Below are 16,716 nucleotides of genomic sequence, written 5' to 3'. Positions count from 1 at the left end.
CCAATCGTCATCCCTCCCGGCATGATCCAACTTTCTTTGTGCCTTCGTGCCTTTGTCTGAGATTTCATTATTCTCACACAAAGGCACGAAGGCACAAAGAAGGAGGAAAAAGCTGGATTCCCGCTTTCGCGGGAATGACGGGGTTATTGGTCGAGGAACGCCGTCAGCAACGGCGCCACAATTTCCGGCGCCTCGACGGTCGGCAGATGGCCTGCCCCCGCGATCACTTCGAGCCGCGCGTCGGGGATTGCGTCCAAAATCTCGTCGTGATGTGCGCGGCTGGTGATGCCGTCCTTTTCGCCCCAGATCAGCAAGGTCGGGACGGCGATCTCGCCCAGCGTCGGGCGGCTGTCGATGCGCGCCATGATCGCGCGCTGCTGGGCGAGGAAGGTGTCGGCGCCGGTGTCGGCGGCCATCTGGCGGGCTATGTCGAGCAGGCGGGTATCGCGGCGTTTTTCCTCGGGGAAGAGAATCGGGATGCGCTCCTCGACGACCTGGTCGAAGTTTCCGGCTTCGACGAGGTCGATATAGCCCTGCCGCCGCGCGGTCTGCGCGGGACCGTCGGCGGAGGCGAGCGTCGAAATGAGCGCAAGCTTCGCGACACGTTCGGGGGCGCGGCGCATCACCTCGAAGGCGATGAAGCCGCCCATGGCGTGGGCGACGAGGGCGAATTTGGGCGGGGCATTGTCGAGGAGGCGCTGGGCGAAACCGTCGATGCTGTCGTCGCTTTGGTTGTCGGCGACGATGACTTCGCGGTCGGGCCAGGCGTCGAGCAGGGGCTGCCAGACGGCGCCGGTGAGCAGCTGGCCGGTGATGAGGACGATGGGGAGAGTCATGGTTGGCGATCCAATCGGTCGTCATTGCGAGCGAAGCGAAGCAATCCAGAGTAGGCATAAACCGCTCTGGATTGCTTCGCTTCGCTCGCAATGACGGGGTGTTTCATATGACCTGGTGCAACAGCGGTTCGCCGGCGGCGAGGCGACGGCAGTTTTCGTGCGCGACGGTCAGGCTGCGCACGAGCGTTTCGGGGGTGAGCCAGGCGATGTGCGGGGCAAGGACGGCATTCGGCAGGCCAAGCAATGGATTCCCGCGCGGCAGCGGCTCTTCGGCGAAGACGTCGAGGCCCGCGCCGCGCAGATGGCCGCTGGTCAACGCCTCGACCAGTCTGGCTTCATCGACCAGTTCGCCGCGCGCGGTGTTCACCAGCACCGCGCCCTTCTTCATCGCGAAGGGATCGATGCTGGCGCGCGTTTCGTCGGTCAGCGGGATGTGCAGCGACACGATGTCGCTGGTGGCGAGCAGTTCGCCGAGCGGCAGATATTCATAGGGCACGTCGCGCGGGTTGCGTGCGGTGTAGACGATCTTCGCGCCGAGCGCCGCGAGCGCGGGCGCGAGCAACCCGGCCGAATGGCCGAAACCAACGAGCCCGATGGTGCGCCCGCTGATTTCGCCGACCTGATCGAGTTCGGACGGGTCGGCGGTCCAGCCCTGCCCGGCGCGGGTGCGCGCGTCGAAGAAACAGGTGCGGCGGAGCACCGCCATCATCAGCGACAGCGCCATTTCGGCGACCGCCTGGCTGTTGGTGCCGGGCATGTTGCATACCGCGACGCCATGGTCGCGGGCGGCGTCGAGCGCGATGGTGTTCACCCCGACACCAAGCTTCTGGATCAGCTTCAATTTGGGCGCCGAAGCGATGAACTCAGGGGTGACCGGGGTCAGGACATGGAGCAGCGCGGTGATGTCGGGCGCGACCGCGTCGAGCGGAGCCGCTTCGTCGACATGGGTGACGACGCCCGGACCGAAGATCGCATCGACCGCGTCGCGGAAGCCGGGGCTGGGGCGCGCGTGGAGGACGATCATGCCGCGACCGCGCCGATGCTGCCCGCGAAGGCCGAGAAACCCGCAAACACCGCGTCGGCGCCCATCGCCTCCTCGATGCGCAGCATTTCGTTCCACTTCGCCATGCGTTCGGAGCGGGTGAAGCTGCCGACCTTGAGCTGCCCGGCGTTCCAGCCGGTCGCAAGATGGGCGATGGTGACGTCCTCGCTCTCGCCCGAGCGCGCCGAGACGATCGCGCCCCAGCCGCGCGCCACGGCAGCGTCGAGCGCGGCCTTCGCCTGGGTCACGGTGCCGACCTGGTTGACCTTGATCAGCGCGGCGTTGCACACCGCCGCATTGGCGGCACGTTCGACGCGCTCGGCATTGGTGACGAGCACATCGTCGCCGATGATCTGGACGCGGTCGCCGATCGCGGCGGTGACGGCGGCCATCGCGGTCCAGTCGTCCTGCCCCGCGGGATCCTCGATCGACAGGATCGGATAGCGGCCCGCCCATTCGACGATGCGCGCGGCCATCGCTTCGCTCGACAGGCGGCCATCGTCGAGCGCGAGGCTGTAGCCCGAGGCGTCCCCGAGTTCGTTGGCGGCGATGTCGAGCGAGATGAAGACATCCTCGCCCGCGCGGTGACCGCTCGCCTCGATTGCCTTGGTCAGCGTATCGAGCGCATCCTCGTTCGAGGCGAAATTGGGCCACCAGCCGCCCTCGTCGGCGACGCCGCTGAGCGGGCCTTTCGCCTCCATCAGCCTGCCTGCTGCGCGATAGACATCGTCGGTGATTTCGAGGGCGCGGCGGAAGCTGCCCGCATTGGGGCACATGACCATGAAGTCCTGCACGTCGGTGCGCCGCCCGGCGTGGGCGCCGCCGCCGAATATCTGGATTTCGGGAAGCGGGATGCGGACTTTCCTATCGGCCGCGAGGTAGCGCCACAGCGGCAGTCGCGCATCGGCGGCGGCGGCGTGGAGGACCGCCATCGACACCGCGACCACCGCGTTGGCGCCGAGGCGCGCCTTGTTCGGGGTGCCATCGAGCGCGCAGAGCGCGGCGTCGATTGCCGCCTGATCATGCGCGTCCATGCCGGTGATCGCGGGCGCGATCTCGTCGCCGATGCCCGCCACGGCGCGATTGACGCCGAAGCCGCCGAAGGCGGTGCCGCCATCGCGGAGATCAATGGCCTCATGCGCACCGCGCGAGGCGCCTGCGGGGGCGATGGCGCGGCCGACGGCGCCCGAGGCGAGTATGACTTCGGCCTCGACCGTGGGGCGTCCGCGCGAATCCCAGAGCTGGCGGCCGGTGACGGAGGCGATGGGCGATGGCATTCTAAGTCCTTTTCCAGTGGGCGACGAGCGCGTCGATCGCTTGCGGCGCGCCGATCAGCACGCGAGCTTGGTCCCTGACGATGCGCTTGTGTTCGGGGTCGGTGAGATAGGGGGCGGGCGACTTGCCCTCGACGCGCGCGAGGAGCAGCGCCGCGGTGAGTTGGCCCGCGCGGAGCAGCACATCATCCGCATCCTCCCAGTCGATGCCCGCGCGATAGGCCGCGACGAGCGCGGCGGCGGCTGCGTTCAACCGCGCGTCGCCCGACCAGACCGCCTTGAGCAGCAGGTGCGTGGTGCAGAAAGCGAGGTCGAAGGCGGGGTCGCCATAGACCGCGCATTCGGCATCGAGGAAGACCGGGCCATCGGCGCTGACGAGGATATTCTTGGGGCTGACGTCGCCGTGGACGAGCGCGATCTTGCGCCCCGACAAGTTGGTCGCGAGCGCGGTGAGCGCGGGCGCGAGCTCGGCGTCATGCTGCGCAACATAGAGCAGGAAGGGATCGACGCGCAGCGCGCGGAACATGTCGTCGTTGGGGAAGTCGGCGCGGTCGCCTTCGTTATAGGCGGTCGCGGCGTGGACCGCAGCGATCCCCTTCCCCACCTGCGCGGCGAAATCCGCATCGACGCGGCCCGCCATCAGCTCGTCCTTCCACACCGGGCAGCCGGGGAGGAAGCGCATCGCGAAGGCGTGACCCGTCGGCAGTTCGGCGAGCACCTCGGGCGCGATATGCGGATCGACGCCCCGCGCGCGGCGCAGCCAGCGTACCTCGCTGGTGCCGCGCTCGACGGGGGCGAGCCATTCGGCGGCGACGCGCAGTTGCGGCAGCGGGCGCTTGACGACGATCGGGCCGGCCGGGCTGTCGACCTTCCACACGTCGCACGACACGCCGCCGGTCAGCGGCTGGAGGACGACCTCGCCCTCCCCCGCCAGCCCGGCGCCGCGCAGCGCGTCGATGATGTCGGCGTCCGCCGTCACGTCACAGCTTCTCCCGGATCCATGCGCCGACGAGGTCGGCGGCGTCCTGCCGTTCCTTGATCGAATCCTCGAAATAATGCGCGCCGGGGATCAGTTCGATCTTTTTGTCGGTCGAGCCGAGGAAATCGAAGATCTTGCGCGCGTCGCTGGGGAAGACGCCGGTGTCGGCGAGCCCCTGCACCACCAGCGCGGGGGTGTCGTGCTTCGCCAGATGCGGCTGGCCCTGGCACGGCGAGGTTTCGAGGCTCCACATGTTGAGCCAGGTCTTGAGCGTGTTGGCGCGGCCGATGCTGGGGGTGCGGTTGGCGATCGCGGGGTCGCCACGATAGCACCAGTTGGGCTTGCGCTCCGACGGGTCGATCGCGGGATCGACGCAGCGGATGTCGCCCCAGCAGCGGAAGAGCGGGAAGATGCGGTCGGGAATGCCCGCGGCGTTGAGCCGCGCGAGCTCGGCCTTGGCCCAGTCGGTGATGCGCTGGTTGCGCGCGCGCTGGCCGGCGCGATATTTTTCGATGAACGCGTCCGAATAGGGCGGGCCGTTGTCGGGGCTGAACGGATCGAGTTCGGGATCGGTCAGCGTCGGATCATTCTCGTCGATCACCGAGGCGTCCATCCAGTCGGTGAGGACTTCGGGGCGGCCCTGATGCGCGTTGAAGCTGATGTAGAGGTCGCCCTTCACCAGTTGCGCGAGCGCGTCCTGTCCGACCGACGGCAGGCGATCGGTGAGGGTCGGCGCGATCGCCTCGGCCTGATAGGCGCCCATCAGCGAGCCGCCGCCCGAATTGCCGAGGATGACGACCTGTTCGACCCCGGCCTCTTCCTTCAGCCACCGCACCCCGACGCCGATGTCGAGCACCGCATGTTCGAGCAGGAACTGGTCCTCGAAACCGCGATAGCGGGTGTTCCAGCCGAGGAAGCCGAAGCCCTGCCGCGCGAAATAAGGCGCGATATAATGTTCCGAGAAATCGACGTTATAATGGGTGGCGATGATCGCGACCTTGGGGCGCTTGCCGGCCTCGGTCCAATAAATGCCCTGGCACGGGTGGCCGCCCGCCTGGATGCGCGGCGCGGTCGGCGGCGCGCGGCCGATGAATGTCGCGTCGAGGCCATCGATGCCATTGGGGTCCATATGTCTCTCTCCTGTTTTCGGTTGTTCTAGCGGCTGACCTCGAAGGGCAATTTATAGCCCTCGAGCCCGGCGCGGATCGCCTTCTTGTCGATCTTGCCCGTGGGACCGAGCGGGATGTCGTCGACGAAAAGGACGTCGTCGGGCATCCACCATTTGGCGATCTTGCCGTCGAGATATTGCGTCAGGTCGGCGGCCGTGGCGCTGGCGCCGGGCTTGAGCTGACACAGCAGGATCGGGCGTTCGTCCCATTTGGGATGCGAAACGCCGACGACCGCCGCGTTGGCGACCGCGTCATGCCCCATGGCGATATTCTCGATCTCGATCGAGCTGATCCATTCGCCGCCCGACTTGACGACGTCCTTGGCGCGGTCGGTGATCTGCATATAGCCTTCGGCGTCGATCGTGCTGACGTCGCCGGTGTCGAAATAGCCTTCGGCGTCGAGGACATCGCCGCCTTCGCCGCCGAAATAAGCGCCGGCGATCGTCGGCCCCTTGATCATCAGGCGGCCCGGGGTCTTGCCATCGTGCGGCAGGCGGCCCCCCGCATCGTCGACGAGCTTCATGTCGAGCCCGCAGAGCAGACGGCCCTGCTTGAGCTTATAGGCCATCTGCTCGAGCTCGGACTTGGCCGCGACCGATGCGTTCGGAACCGACACCGTCCCGAGCGGCGAGGTTTCGGTCATGCCCCATCCCTGGATGACGTCGACGCCATAATCGTCGCGGAAGGTGCGGATGATCGATTCGGGGCATGCCGAACCGCCGATGGTGACGCGTTCGAGCGTGGTGAAACGCTTGCCATTCTCCTGCATATATTGGAGCAGCATCTGCCACACGGTCGGGACGGCGGCGGAGTAAGTGACGCCCTCCTGTTCGATCAGATTATAGATTGATTCGCCGTCCATGCGCTGGCCCGGCAGCACGAGCTTCGCGCCGACCGCAGGGGCCGAATAGACGACGCCCCAGGCGTTGGCGTGGTACATCGGCACGACGAGCAGCACGGTATCGCGCGCCGACAGGCCGAGCGCGTCGCGCTGGAGCGTCATCAGCGCGTGGATATAGTTCGAGCGGTGCGAATAGAGCACGCCCTTGGGATTGCCCGTGGTGCCGCTGGTGTAACAGAGGCCGCAGGCGGTATTTTCATCGAAGCCGCCCCAGACGTAATCGGCGGGCTGGCCGGCAATCCAGTCGTCGAAGGCGATGGCGGGAAAGCTGGTCTGCGGCAGCGAGGCGGCGTCGCAGAAGAAGATCACTTTCTCGATGCTCGGCACCTGCGGCAGCAATTCTTCGACCAGATCGGCGGTCGCGGGGTCGGCGATCAGCAGGCGGTCGCCGGCATGGTTCGCGATATAGGCGATCTGTTCGAGGAAGAGGCGCGGGTTGAGCGTGTGGAGGATAGCGCCCATGCCCGCCGCGCCGTACCAGGCCGACAGGTGGCGCGCGCTGTTCCAGCCCATCGTCGCGACCCGGTCACCCGCCACGATTCCCTCGGCGGCGAGCGCGTTCGAGACGCGCTTCGCATCGGCATGGATATCGGCGTAGGTCGAGCGGGTGACGCGGCCCTCGGCATCGCGCGAGACGATTTCACGGGTTCCGTGCCAGTTGGCGGCATGATCGAGGATGCGGTCGACCGTCAGCGGCACATCCTGCATCAATCCCATCATGGCCCTCGTCGCTCCCGTCGTCATGGCGTCTCGCGCCGGTTAAAAGGATAGTATACTAAGTATTTCGGATATGCAACGCCCGCGCTGCCTTGCGTCCCCCCGGCCCTTCTTCTAGCACGGACCAAAGGCAAAGGGGGCCGACCGCAGCATCATATGCGCACCAACCAGTTGATCATCGCACTTTTCCAGCGCTTTTGCTGGATGGACGAAGGGCTGCAGGCGCGGCTGCACGATCGCGGCTGGCCCGACGTCAGCCGCCCGCAGTCGATGGTGATGACCAATATCGTCAGCGGCGTCGTCCGCCCGTCGGATATCGCGCGCAACCTGGGGGTGTCGCGGCAGGCGATTCACAGCACGATCAACCAGATGATCAAGCTCGACATCGTCAGGCTCGACACCGATCCCGACGACCGGCGGCACATGATCGTGTCGCTGACCGAGACCGGCGCGCGGATGCGCAAGGATGCGCAGCGCGCGATGGACGCGCTGACCGCACAGATCGCCGAGTTGCTGGGACAGGACAAGTTCGACGCGCTGCTCGCGGCGCTCGATGCCGATTGGGGCGACAATATCGAACGCGACGCGGAACCCGCAAAAAAGAAGCGGGCCTAAGCCGCGAGCGCCTTTGCCACCGCGACGAGGCGGGCTGCGGTCATATCGACGAGCGACGCGGGCAACGCCTCGCGAAGCTGGCCGGCTTCGTCGAACGCCGCATGGGCGTTGGGCACGAGCACCTGGTCGGGAATGACGAGCATCTGGATCGTGCCGAGGATCTGGCGCAGGTGCGCGAGGCCGCGAATGCCGCCGAAAGGGCTGACCGACGCGCCCATGATCGCCGCCGCCTTGCCGCGAAAGGCGGTCAGCGCGACGGGGCCCTCGTCGCCGGTCGGACGCGACGCCCAGTCGATGGCGTTTTTGAGCAGCGCCGGGATCGAACCATTATATTCGGGCGAGACGAGGAGCAGCCCTTCCTGCGCGGCGAGCACTTCCTTGAGCGCCAGCGCGTCGGCGGGAAAGGCGTTCGCTTCGAGCGCGGCGGTGTAGATCGGCAGGTCGAGCGCGGCGAGGTCGACGACGGTCACGTCGGCGCGATGCGCCGCAAGCCGCGCCGCCGCCAGCGCGCCGAGCGCGCGGTTGAACGAGCCGTCGCGCGTGCTGCCGACGATCACCGCAATCCTGGTCATAAGCCTTCCCCTCGCATTTGGTTAGTATACTAACCGATTCGCGAAGGGCATTGCAGCCTGGCGGCTCGCGATCAAGCCTTGACGTCGGAGAGCACCGACAGCTTTCGCGTTTCGTCGGCGAGATTGCCGATCACGCGGCGCATCAGCGACTGGAGCTGCTCGACCTCTTCGTCGGTCATCCCGCGCGTCGCGATCTCGTGGATTTCGGCGTTCATCGGCGCAAGCACCAATTCGAGCTTGCGTGCGTGCGGGGTGAGGAAGATGAAGGTCTTGCGGCGGTCGTCGTCGGTCTTTTTGCGGGTGATGAAACCCGCCTTTTCCAGCCCTTTGAGCGCGACGACCGTCGTCGGTTCGCGCATCCCGACGCGTTCGCTGAGTTCGCGCTGGGTGATGCCGTCCTCGCGCCACAGCTGGCGCAGGAAGCGCCATTGGCCGGCGGATACATCATGGGTCAGCGTGCGGCGTTCGAGCAGCCGCGAAAAGGAGCGGAAGACGACACGCGCGAGATAGCCGATGCTGTTTTCGGGATCGGTGTAAAATTCGGCGGGATGCCGAAAGCTTTGTCTGGTTTTGGCCAATGCCATGCTCCCCTGTCGCCGTTTCGGCGGCCTTGTGGCTGCGACAATTCTTAGAGGCCGAAGAATCGGGCGGCAACCTCTATCGTGGGCGGCGGGGCCCAAGAGGTCGCCAGGGCTGGACAAAATGGCGTTCGGGCATTACTTAGATTACTAAGTTATTAGCCGGAGGCCATGGTGCAGCAATTTGTCCGAGTGCGCGGGGTGGCCGCGCCGCTGCCGCTCGCCAATGTCGACACCGACATGATCATCCCCGCGCGCTTTATGAAGGCGCTGACCCGGGGCGGGCTGGGCCGGCACCTGTTCCAGGAGCTGCGCTTTGCGGCCGACGGCAGCGAGCGGGCTGATTTCATCCTCAATCACCCCGCTGGCCGCAGCGCGCAGATATTGATCGCCGACCGCAATTTCGGTTGCGGTTCCTCGCGTGAACATGCGGTGTGGGCGCTCGACGATTTCGGGATCCGCTGCGTCATCGCGCCGAGTTTCGGCGACATCTTCGCGAGCAATGCGCGCAAGAACGGGCTGTTGTTGATCCGGCTGCCCGAGGAGGTTTGTGCCCGACTGTCCGCAGAGATCGAGCTGTCGCAATATAGGCCGGTCGAGGTGGATCTGGCGGCGCAGGAAATCCGGCTGGCGTCGGGCGAGGTCATCGGTTTCGCGATCGACGCCGACGACCAGCGGGTGCTGATGGAAGGGCTCGACGACATCGGGCGGACGTTGCGCCATGCCGATGCCATCGCGCGGTTCGAGCGCGCAGCCTAGTCCAGCATCTCCGGTGACGCGATCGCGCCCGCGATCGCGCTTGCCGCTGCGAGCGCCGGGCTCATCAAATGGGTGCGGCCGCCGCGCCCCTGGCGATTCTCGAAATTGCGGTTCGAGGTCGAGGCGCAGCGCTCGCCCGGGGCAAGGCGATCGGGGTTCATGCCGACGCAGAGCGAGCAGCCCGGCTCGCGCCAGTCGAAGCCCGCAGCGGTGAAGATGACGTCGAGCCCCTCGGCCTCGGCCTGTCGTTTCACCAACCCCGACCCCGGCACCACCATCGCGCGGATATGCGGCGCCACGCAGCGGCCACGCACGACGGCGGCGGCGACGCGCAAATCCTCGATCCGGCTGTTGGTGCAGCTGCCGATGAAGACGCGGTCAAGCCGCTCGCCGGCGATCGGCTGGCCCGGCGAAAGGCCCATATAGGCGAGCGCGCGTTCGGCGCTCGCCCGCGCATCGAGGTCTGACAGGTCCGAAGGATCGGGCACAAATTCTCCGATCCCCGCCACCTGCGACGGGTTGGTACCCCAGCTCACCATCGGGACGACGTCGGCGGCATCGACACGCAACTCGCGGTCGAAGGCCGCACCGGCGTCGGTCGCAAGCGCGCGCCAGCGCGCCAACGCCCTGCCCCATCCGTCGCCCGACGAGACTGAGGCGCGTCCCTCGAGATAGGCGAAGCTCGTCTCGTCGGGGGCGACCAGCCCGGCGCGCGCGCCCATTTCGATGCTGAGGTTGCAGAGCGTCATCCGCGCCTCCATCGACAGCGCGCGGATGGCGGGGCCGGCATATTCGATGACATGGCCGGTGGCGCCGTCGACCCCGACCGCGCGGAGCAGGTGCAGCGCGAGGTCCTTGGCCGACACATGCGGCGCGAGCATGCCATCGACGACAATCTGCATGTTGCGCGACTTGCGCTGGCGGATCGTCTGGGTCGCGAGCACATGTTCGACCTCGCTGGTGCCGATGCCGAAGGCCAGCGCACCGAAGGCGCCATGCGTCGAGGTGTGGCTGTCGCCGCAGACGATCGTCATCCCCGGCTGCGACCTGCCCTGTTCGGGGCCGACGACATGGACGATGCCATTGCGCGGATCGCCCATGGCGAAGCGCTGGATGCCGAACCGGTCGGCGTTGATCTCCAACGCCATGAGCTGCGCGCGGGCCGCTTCGTCGGCAACCCCCGATGCCCCCGCCGCCTGCCCTTCGGTCGGCACATTATGATCGGAAAGGGCGAGCGCGCGTTCGGGCCTGCGCACCGTGCGGCCCGAGGCGGCAAGCGCTGCGAAAGCCTGCGGCGAGGTCACCTCGTGGAGCAGGTGCAGGTCGATATAGAGGATCGATTCGCCATCGTCATCGGCGACGACATGCGCGTCCCATATCTTGTCATACAGCGTTCGCGCTTTCGCCGGTTCCGTCATGCCGCCTTACCCCGTTGGCGCCGCTTCGACGCGCGCCCAAAATACTTAGAATACTAATATATAAGGCATGTCGACGGCACGCATCAAGCGCTTTTCCGCCAATCCTGCATTTCACGAAGATATAATACTTAGTAGTTGAAGTATTTTTCGAGCCTGATATGAGAACCCTGAGAACGAGGATGAACCCCGACGGTGCCAACCGAGGATAGACAATCCCGACCGGCGGAAGACGGCACAAGCCGACGCACACCCGTTCCATGGACAAACGAGCCGGATGCGCGCGCCGCACTTCCGAACGCGAGGGCGCGTGCGGAAGCGGATTTCGCGCGCCGGCGAACGGGAGGACGATATGAAGACCGCTTTGCTATTGCTTTCGACCGCCGCGATCGCGCTTTCAGCCGCGCCGGCGCACGCCCAGGATGCGGCCCCCGAGACCGCGACCGATGACGGCAGCGCAACGACCGACGAAACCTATGGCGAAATCCTCGTCACCGCGCAGCGCCGTTCGGAAAGCGTGCAGGATGTGCCGATCGCGATCTCCGCCTTCAACAGCGACATGGTCGAGGCAAGCGGCAGCACCAACATCACCAGCCTGAACGGCCTGGCGCCCAACGTCGTGCTGCAAACGCAAGGCCTGGTCGCCAACGTGCCGATGATCTCGATCCGCGGCATGAGCACCGCCGATCCCGATCCCAACGCCGATCCCAAGGTCAGCACGATCATCGATGGCGTCTATATCCCCTTCGTGTCGAGTACGATGCTCGACCTGTTCGACGTCGAACGCATCGAGATTTTGAAGGGGCCGCAGGGCGTGCTGTTCGGCAAGAACAACCTTGCCGGTACGATCAACGTCATCAGCGCGCGCCCGACCGACGATTTCGGCGGCGAGGCACGCGTCTCGCTGGGGTCCTACGGGCTCAAGCAGTTCCGCGGCAAGATCAACAGCGGTCGCTTCGCGGACGACGCGCTCGCCGCCAAGGTCGCGGTCAACTTCCGCGATTATAATGGCTATGCCCGCAACGTCATCACCGGCAACCGGCTGAACGGCGCCAATGTGAAGTCGGTGCGCGGTGCGCTTGAATATGATCGGGGCGGCGCGTTCGATTCGACCCTGATCCTCGACTGGCTGAAGCAGAAGACCGTGGGCCCGGCGCCGCATGTACTCGACAATGGCGACCCCAACTGGGACCGGCTGCCCGACGCGGTGAAAACCGACGTCTATAAGGCCGCGGTGTTGTTCGATCCCTATGCCAACACCGAAAGCTATGGCGGGTCGTGGAACTCGAACCTCGATGTGGGCTGGGGCACGATCAGCTCGGTGCTTGGTTATCGCCACCTGACCTATGTGACGCGCGGCGACTTCGACGGGCTGATCACCCCCGCGCCGCAGCTCGACGTCACGCGCGATTTCTCGGGTGAATCGAAGAGCGCCGAACTCCGCTATGTCTCGCCCGCCGGCGAGCCGGTCGATTTCGTCGTCGGCCTCTATTACCAGGCCGACAAGTGGCGCCAGTTCAACACCGTGCTCGCCAACCCGACGACCACGACGCTGGCGCAGCTGCATCAGGACACCGAAAGCTATGCGCTGTTCGCGCTTGTCAACGCGCACCCCGCCGACGGGCTCACGCTGTCGATCGGCGGCCGTTACAGCCACGACCGCAAGAAGTATGACATCGCATCGCAGGTGTTCGTCAACGGCAACCGGATCTCGTCCTTCGCAAGCAGCCTGCAGGCTTCTTGGGCCGAGTTCACCCCGCGCCTGACGGTGAATTATGAAATCACCCCCGAGATCATGGTCTACGCCAATTATTCGCAGGGCTATAAGGCGGGCGGCTATAACTCGCGCGGCACGATCCCCGAGAATATCGGTCCTTATGATCCCGAACGCGTCACCGCCTATGAAGTCGGGGTCAAGAGCGACCTGTTCGACCGCTTGCTGCGGCTGAACGTCGCCGGCTTTCTGAACAATTATAGCGATCTGCAAAGCTCGGTGACCAAGATGGGCTCGGTCCGCGCCGAGAATATCACGACCAACATCGCCGCCGCACGCATCTATGGCTTTGAGGTCGAGAGCGTGTTGCGCCCTGCACAGGGGTTCACCATTGGCGCCAACCTCGCCTATCTGCACGCGCGCTACACCGACTTTTGCGCCGACACCAACGGGGTTTTCACCAATGGCGCACCCGAAGTCGGCCAGTGCGGGCCGGCGGTGCCGATCCTGATCAACGGCGTGCCCAACGGGACATTCGCCGTGCCGACCGACTCGTCGGGGCTCGACCTGGCCAATGCGCCCAAGTGGAGCGGCAGCCTGTCGCTCGACTATGCGATCCCGACCTCTATCGGCGAGGTGAAGCTGCACAGCGACGCGCGCTATTCGTCGCGCTTCAACACCTGGGGCCGCAACAACAATCCGGGCTATTATCGCAACGAGGTGGTGCTGGTGAATGCGAGCATCGCGGTCGCCGGTGACGACGACCGGTGGAAGGTCACGCTTTATGGCACGAACCTGACCGACAAGAAGGTCATGTCGGGCGCGACCAACGCGGGGGCGACGCCGATCAGCCAATTCTATCAGGCGCCGCGCGAGTTCGGGGTCGATCTGGCGTTCAAATTCTGATCATCTGGCGCCCGCGATGTCCTGAACCGGCATCGCGGGCCGCCTGTCGAAATCCTGGGAGAGAGACATGAGCTGGGACGTGAATCGGCGCACCTTCGTCGGCGGCATGGGCGCGCTCGCGGCAGCGGGGCTCGCGCTGCCGACCTATGCGAAGAACGGCAAGAAGCTCAACGTGCTGATGATCGTCACCGATCAGGAGCAGAGCATTGCGAGCTATCCCAAGGGACTGCTCGAAAAGCTGCCCCATCACCGCGAGTTGATGGAACGCGGGATGCTGGTCGAGAATTACCATGTCCACACCACCCCCTGCACGCCGTCGCGCTCGACGATCTTCCAGGGCCATCACACCCAGCAGACGGGGCTGTTCCTGAACAGCGACAATGCCCCGAACCCCGTCGCGGCGGAGGATATGCCGACGCTGGGGCATATGATGCAGGCCGCCGGATATTACACCAGCTACAAGGGCAAGTGGCACCTCAGCCGGATGAATTTCGAGCGCAACTGGAACCGCGTGCCGGGCGGCGTCTATCCGAGCACCGAGCGCGCGATGGAGAAATACGGCTTCCACGATTATGGCTTCGACGGCGAGGAACTGGGGCTGACCTGGGACGGCTATCGCGCCGACATGTTCGTCGCGGGCGACGCGGCGCGCAGCATCTTCGACTTCGTGCGGCGCGACAAGGCCGAGGGGAAGCCGTGGTTCATGGTCGTCGGGCTGATCAACCCGCACGACATCATGTTCTATGACGCCTCCGGCGAGCAGGCGAAGCATCGCGTTCACCCCGACATCCTGGCGCCGCTGCGCCGCGAACCGGGCGACCCGATCTATGAGGTCGACAACAAGTTCGACCTGCCCGAAAGCTTTTACAAGGACGACCTCAGCACCAAGCCCGAGGCGCACAAGGGCATCCAGCGGCTCAACGATCTTTTCTATGGGCCGATGCCGCTGGGCGATCTCGACAGCTGGCACCGCTTCAACAATTATTATTACAACTGCCTGCGCGACGTCGACCGGCGGCTGGGGCAATTGCTGTGGGCGCTCAAGGAGAGCGGCCAGATCGACAACACGATCATCCTGTACACCAGCGACCATGGCGAGCGCGCCGGGGCGCACGGGCTGCGCCAGAAAGCGGGCACGATGTACCGCGAGGAAACCAATATCCCGATGATCATCGCCCACCCCGATGTGAAGGGCGGGCAGACGACCAAGGGCCTGATGGGCGCGATCGACATCGCCCCGACGCTGATGACGCTCGCGGGCCTGTCGGCGGACGAAGGGAGAAACCGCTTCCCGAACCTGCCCGGGGTCGATGTGTCGGGGCTGCTGTCGTCGCCGGCGGCGCCAACCGAGCGCGACAAGCGCGGCCATTTCTTCAACTATGCCGTCGCGCATATGTGGGAGCCCAATTCGGCGAAGGTCGTGGGGCCGCGCCCGCCCGGCGAGAGCATCCCTGATTATTCGAAGATCTATGACCTCGAGAAGCGGCGCCTGCATCGCGGGGTACATGACGGCCGGTACAAGTTCGCGCGCTATTTCGCGCCCGCGCATCATCACACGCCGAGCGACTGGAAGACGCTCAACGCGCGCAACGACCTAGAACTGTACGACACCCAGGCCGATCCCGGCGAACTGGTCAACCTCGCCAATGATCCAAGGCACCGCAAGACGGTGATGCGGTTGAACGCGATGGTGAATGCACTGTCCGAGCGCGAGGTCGGCAAGGGGCTCGACGACGGCCGCGAATATCCCGGGCCGACCGAAATGTACAACCAGCCGGGCTGAGCGTCTTGCGCCGTCAGGCGGCGGCGAGTTCGCCGCGCGCCTGGCGGAAAATCTCAAGGCTGCCCCAGATCGCGAGGCTGGCCATGATCGCGGCGACCGCAAGGTCGGGCCAGCCGCGCCCGGTGCCGAAGACGCCGAGCGCCGCCGCGAGCACCGCGAGATTGCCGATGGCGTCGTTGCGCGAGCAGATCCACACCGAGCGCATGTTCGCGTCGCCCGTGCGGTAGCGGTAGAGCATCAGGGCGACGGCGCCATTGGCGACGAGCGCCGAAAAGCCGATGACGCCCATCGTCTCGGCGTGCGGCGCGGTGCCGCTGACAAAACCCCAGATCGTCGCGCCGAGAACACCAAGCCCGAACGCCAGCATCGTCGCCGCCTTGAACAGCGCGGCGCGCGCGCGCCAGGCGAGCGCCATGCCGGCGACGCCGAGGCTGATCGCATAATTGGCGGCGTCGCCGAGGAAATCGAGCGCGTCGGCCTGAAGCGCGCGCGAATCGGCGGCAACCCCGGCGACGATCTCGACCGCGAACATGGCGGCGTTGATGAGCAGAGCGATCCACAGCACGCGCCGCCATTTCGGGTCGTTGAGCGCGGTGGTGCCGCTTTTGCCGGCGCAGCATTGGTCGGCCATCGCCGAATCTCCTTGGGGTTTCGAGTCGTCCCCCTATATGCACCCTGTAGCAACTACAGGGTCAAGGCATGAAAATCGGCGAACTCGCGCGGATAACTGGCGCCAATATCGAGACGATCCGCTATTATGAGCGCATTGGCCTCCTCCCCGAACCCGACCGCACGGCGGCCAATTATCGCAGCTATGGCGAAGCGCACCGGTCGCGGCTGGCGTTCGTGCGTCATTCGCGCGACCTGGGCTTCACGATCGAGGAAATCCGGTCGCTGCTTGATCTGTCGGACCATCCGGAGCGCGATTGCGCCGAGGCCGACCGGATCGCGACCGGGCATCTGACGCAGGTCGAGGCGAAGATCGCGCAGCTCGAAACGCTGCGCGACGAGCTGGCGCGGATGGTCGGGCGCTGCCGCGGCGGGCTGGCCGGCGACTGCCGGGTGATCGAGGCGCTGGGCGACCATCGGCTGTGCGAAGCGACGCACGCATGAGCACGCCGCTCGCGACGATCGGCTGGTATGTGCTTGCGGCGCTCGGCGAGATCGGGGGGTGTTTCGCCTTCTGGGCGGTGCTGCGGCTGGACAAGTCGCCCTGGTGGCTGGCGCCCGGCGCGCTGGCGCTGGCCTTTTTCGCTTTTGCGCTGACCCGCGTCGAGGCCGAGGCGGCGGGGCGTGCGTTCGCCGCCTATGGTGGGATCTATATCGTCGCCTCGCTCGTCTGGCTCAAGCTGGTCGAAGGGGTGTCGCCCGACCGGTGGGATCTGCTCGGCGGGCTGGTGTGTCTGGGCGGCGCCGCGCTGATCCTGTGGGGTCCGGGTCGGGGTTGACACCGGAA

The 16,716-nt window shown here is 65.9% G+C and carries 16 protein-coding genes; 6 read left to right on the top strand and 10 right to left on the bottom strand.

Going from position 1 to position 16,716, the window contains the following annotated elements:
* Positions 1-143: 143 nt before the first annotated feature.
* The 6 genes from ACREB7_RS05520 to ACREB7_RS05495 form a co-directional block, all read right to left on the bottom strand.
* Positions 144-836 (bottom strand): alpha/beta fold hydrolase, encoded by a 693-nt coding sequence (locus ACREB7_RS05520; RefSeq protein ID WP_431591287.1) that lies wholly within the window; start codon positions 834-836, stop codon positions 144-146.
* 103 nt (positions 837-939) lie between these two features.
* Positions 940-1,860 (bottom strand): NAD(P)-dependent oxidoreductase, encoded by a 921-nt coding sequence (locus ACREB7_RS05515; RefSeq protein WP_431591286.1) that lies wholly within the window; start codon positions 1,858-1,860, stop codon positions 940-942.
* The gene (eno, locus tag ACREB7_RS05510; protein WP_431591285.1) at positions 1,857-3,155 is read right to left on the bottom strand and encodes a phosphopyruvate hydratase; all 1,299 of its coding nucleotides are present in this window, start codon (positions 3,153-3,155) and stop codon (positions 1,857-1,859) included. Before eno ends, ACREB7_RS05515 begins: the two co-directional genes overlap by 4 nt.
* A gap of 1 nt (position 3,156) precedes the next feature.
* Entirely contained in the window at positions 3,157-4,131 is a 975-nt protein-coding gene (locus tag ACREB7_RS05505; protein WP_431591284.1) for a phosphotransferase family protein, read from the bottom strand.
* A 1-nt stretch (position 4,132) separates the two neighbouring features.
* Positions 4,133-5,260, bottom strand: a complete 1,128-nt coding sequence (locus tag ACREB7_RS05500) for an alpha/beta hydrolase (RefSeq protein ID WP_431591283.1) — start codon at positions 5,258-5,260, stop codon at positions 4,133-4,135.
* Positions 5,261-5,286: 26 nt separating this feature from the next.
* On the bottom strand, positions 5,287-6,921 hold the full coding sequence (locus ACREB7_RS05495) for a long-chain-fatty-acid--CoA ligase (protein WP_431591282.1): 1,635 nt from the start codon (positions 6,919-6,921) through the stop codon (positions 5,287-5,289).
* A gap of 153 nt (positions 6,922-7,074) precedes the next feature.
* Here ACREB7_RS05495 and ACREB7_RS05490 point away from each other — a divergent pair, with 153 nt between their 5' ends.
* The gene (locus tag ACREB7_RS05490) at positions 7,075-7,533 is read left to right on the top strand and encodes a MarR family winged helix-turn-helix transcriptional regulator (protein WP_431591281.1); all 459 of its coding nucleotides are present in this window, start codon (positions 7,075-7,077) and stop codon (positions 7,531-7,533) included.
* Here ACREB7_RS05490 and ACREB7_RS05485 read toward each other — a convergent pair.
* Together ACREB7_RS05485 and ACREB7_RS05480 are read right to left on the bottom strand one after the other, a co-directional pair.
* Positions 7,530-8,105 (bottom strand): NADPH-dependent FMN reductase, encoded by a 576-nt coding sequence (locus tag ACREB7_RS05485; protein ID WP_431591280.1) that lies wholly within the window; start codon positions 8,103-8,105, stop codon positions 7,530-7,532. The two genes, ACREB7_RS05490 and ACREB7_RS05485, sit on opposite strands and share 4 nt — an antisense overlap.
* Positions 8,106-8,176: 71 nt before the next feature.
* Entirely contained in the window at positions 8,177-8,689 is a 513-nt protein-coding gene (locus tag ACREB7_RS05480) for a MarR family winged helix-turn-helix transcriptional regulator (RefSeq protein ID WP_431591279.1), read from the bottom strand.
* Positions 8,690-8,854: 165 nt separating this feature from the next.
* Between ACREB7_RS05480 and leuD the strand changes: the two genes are divergently transcribed.
* A complete protein-coding gene (gene leuD, locus ACREB7_RS05475) occupies positions 8,855-9,442 on the top strand; it encodes a 3-isopropylmalate dehydratase small subunit (protein WP_431591278.1) in 588 nt (195 codons plus the stop codon).
* On the opposite strand, the gene leuC is transcribed toward leuD, so the two are convergent.
* Positions 9,439-10,860, bottom strand: a complete 1,422-nt coding sequence (gene leuC / locus ACREB7_RS05470; RefSeq protein WP_431591277.1) for a 3-isopropylmalate dehydratase large subunit — start codon at positions 10,858-10,860, stop codon at positions 9,439-9,441. The genes leuD and leuC overlap by 4 nt on opposite strands.
* Before the next feature lie 349 nt (positions 10,861-11,209).
* Here leuC and ACREB7_RS05465 point away from each other — a divergent pair, with 349 nt between their 5' ends.
* Together ACREB7_RS05465 and ACREB7_RS05460 are read left to right on the top strand one after the other, a co-directional pair.
* On the top strand, positions 11,210-13,477 hold the full coding sequence (locus ACREB7_RS05465; protein ID WP_431591276.1) for a TonB-dependent receptor: 2,268 nt from the start codon (positions 11,210-11,212) through the stop codon (positions 13,475-13,477).
* Between the two features lie 67 nt (positions 13,478-13,544).
* Positions 13,545-15,260, top strand: a complete 1,716-nt coding sequence (locus ACREB7_RS05460) for a sulfatase-like hydrolase/transferase (protein ID WP_431591275.1) — start codon at positions 13,545-13,547, stop codon at positions 15,258-15,260.
* Positions 15,261-15,273: 13 nt separating this feature from the next.
* On the opposite strand, the gene ACREB7_RS05455 is transcribed toward ACREB7_RS05460, so the two are convergent.
* Positions 15,274-15,891 carry a cation transporter gene (locus tag ACREB7_RS05455; RefSeq protein ID WP_431591274.1) on the bottom strand — a complete coding sequence of 206 codons (618 nt, stop codon included), beginning with the start codon at positions 15,889-15,891 and terminating at the stop codon, positions 15,274-15,276.
* 68 nt (positions 15,892-15,959) lie between these two features.
* Here ACREB7_RS05455 and ACREB7_RS05450 point away from each other — a divergent pair, with 68 nt between their 5' ends.
* Positions 15,960-16,373, top strand: a complete 414-nt coding sequence (locus ACREB7_RS05450; RefSeq protein ID WP_431591273.1) for a MerR family transcriptional regulator — start codon at positions 15,960-15,962, stop codon at positions 16,371-16,373.
* The gene (locus ACREB7_RS05445; RefSeq protein WP_431591272.1) at positions 16,370-16,708 is read left to right on the top strand and encodes a YnfA family protein; all 339 of its coding nucleotides are present in this window, start codon (positions 16,370-16,372) and stop codon (positions 16,706-16,708) included. Before ACREB7_RS05450 ends, ACREB7_RS05445 begins: the two co-directional genes overlap by 4 nt.
* Positions 16,709-16,716: the final 8 nt, after the last annotated feature.

It is taken from the genome of Sphingopyxis sp., assembly GCF_050725615.1.
Classification (GTDB): domain Bacteria; phylum Pseudomonadota; class Alphaproteobacteria; order Sphingomonadales; family Sphingomonadaceae; genus Sphingopyxis.
This window is presented reverse-complemented; position numbering and strand designations above follow the sequence as displayed.

Bases quoted from the DNA above. Each gene is read 5' to 3' on its own strand.
- ACREB7_RS05520 (WP_431591287.1), bottom strand. From the start codon at position 836: ATGACTCTCCCCATCGTCCTCATCACCGGCCAGCTGCTCACCGGCGCC.
- ACREB7_RS05515 (WP_431591286.1), bottom strand. From the start codon at position 1,860: ATGATCGTCCTCCACGCGCGCCCCAGCCCCGGCTTCCGCGACGCGGTC.
- eno (WP_431591285.1), bottom strand. From the start codon at position 3,155: ATGCCATCGCCCATCGCCTCCGTCACCGGCCGCCAGCTCTGGGATTCG.
- ACREB7_RS05500 (WP_431591283.1), bottom strand. From the start codon at position 5,260: ATGGACCCCAATGGCATCGATGGCCTCGACGCGACATTCATCGGCCGC.
- ACREB7_RS05495 (WP_431591282.1), bottom strand. From the start codon at position 6,921: ATGATGGGATTGATGCAGGATGTGCCGCTGACGGTCGACCGCATCCTC.
- ACREB7_RS05490 (WP_431591281.1), top strand. From the start codon at position 7,075: ATGCGCACCAACCAGTTGATCATCGCACTTTTCCAGCGCTTTTGCTGG.
- ACREB7_RS05485 (WP_431591280.1), bottom strand. From the start codon at position 8,105: ATGACCAGGATTGCGGTGATCGTCGGCAGCACGCGCGACGGCTCGTTC.
- ACREB7_RS05480 (WP_431591279.1), bottom strand. From the start codon at position 8,689: ATGGCATTGGCCAAAACCAGACAAAGCTTTCGGCATCCCGCCGAATTT.
- leuD (WP_431591278.1), top strand. From the start codon at position 8,855: ATGGTGCAGCAATTTGTCCGAGTGCGCGGGGTGGCCGCGCCGCTGCCG.
- leuC (WP_431591277.1), bottom strand. From the start codon at position 10,860: ATGACGGAACCGGCGAAAGCGCGAACGCTGTATGACAAGATATGGGAC.
- ACREB7_RS05465 (WP_431591276.1), top strand. From the start codon at position 11,210: ATGAAGACCGCTTTGCTATTGCTTTCGACCGCCGCGATCGCGCTTTCA.
- ACREB7_RS05460 (WP_431591275.1), top strand. From the start codon at position 13,545: ATGAGCTGGGACGTGAATCGGCGCACCTTCGTCGGCGGCATGGGCGCG.
- ACREB7_RS05455 (WP_431591274.1), bottom strand. From the start codon at position 15,891: ATGGCCGACCAATGCTGCGCCGGCAAAAGCGGCACCACCGCGCTCAAC.
- ACREB7_RS05450 (WP_431591273.1), top strand. From the start codon at position 15,960: ATGAAAATCGGCGAACTCGCGCGGATAACTGGCGCCAATATCGAGACG.
- ACREB7_RS05445 (WP_431591272.1), top strand. From the start codon at position 16,370: ATGAGCACGCCGCTCGCGACGATCGGCTGGTATGTGCTTGCGGCGCTC.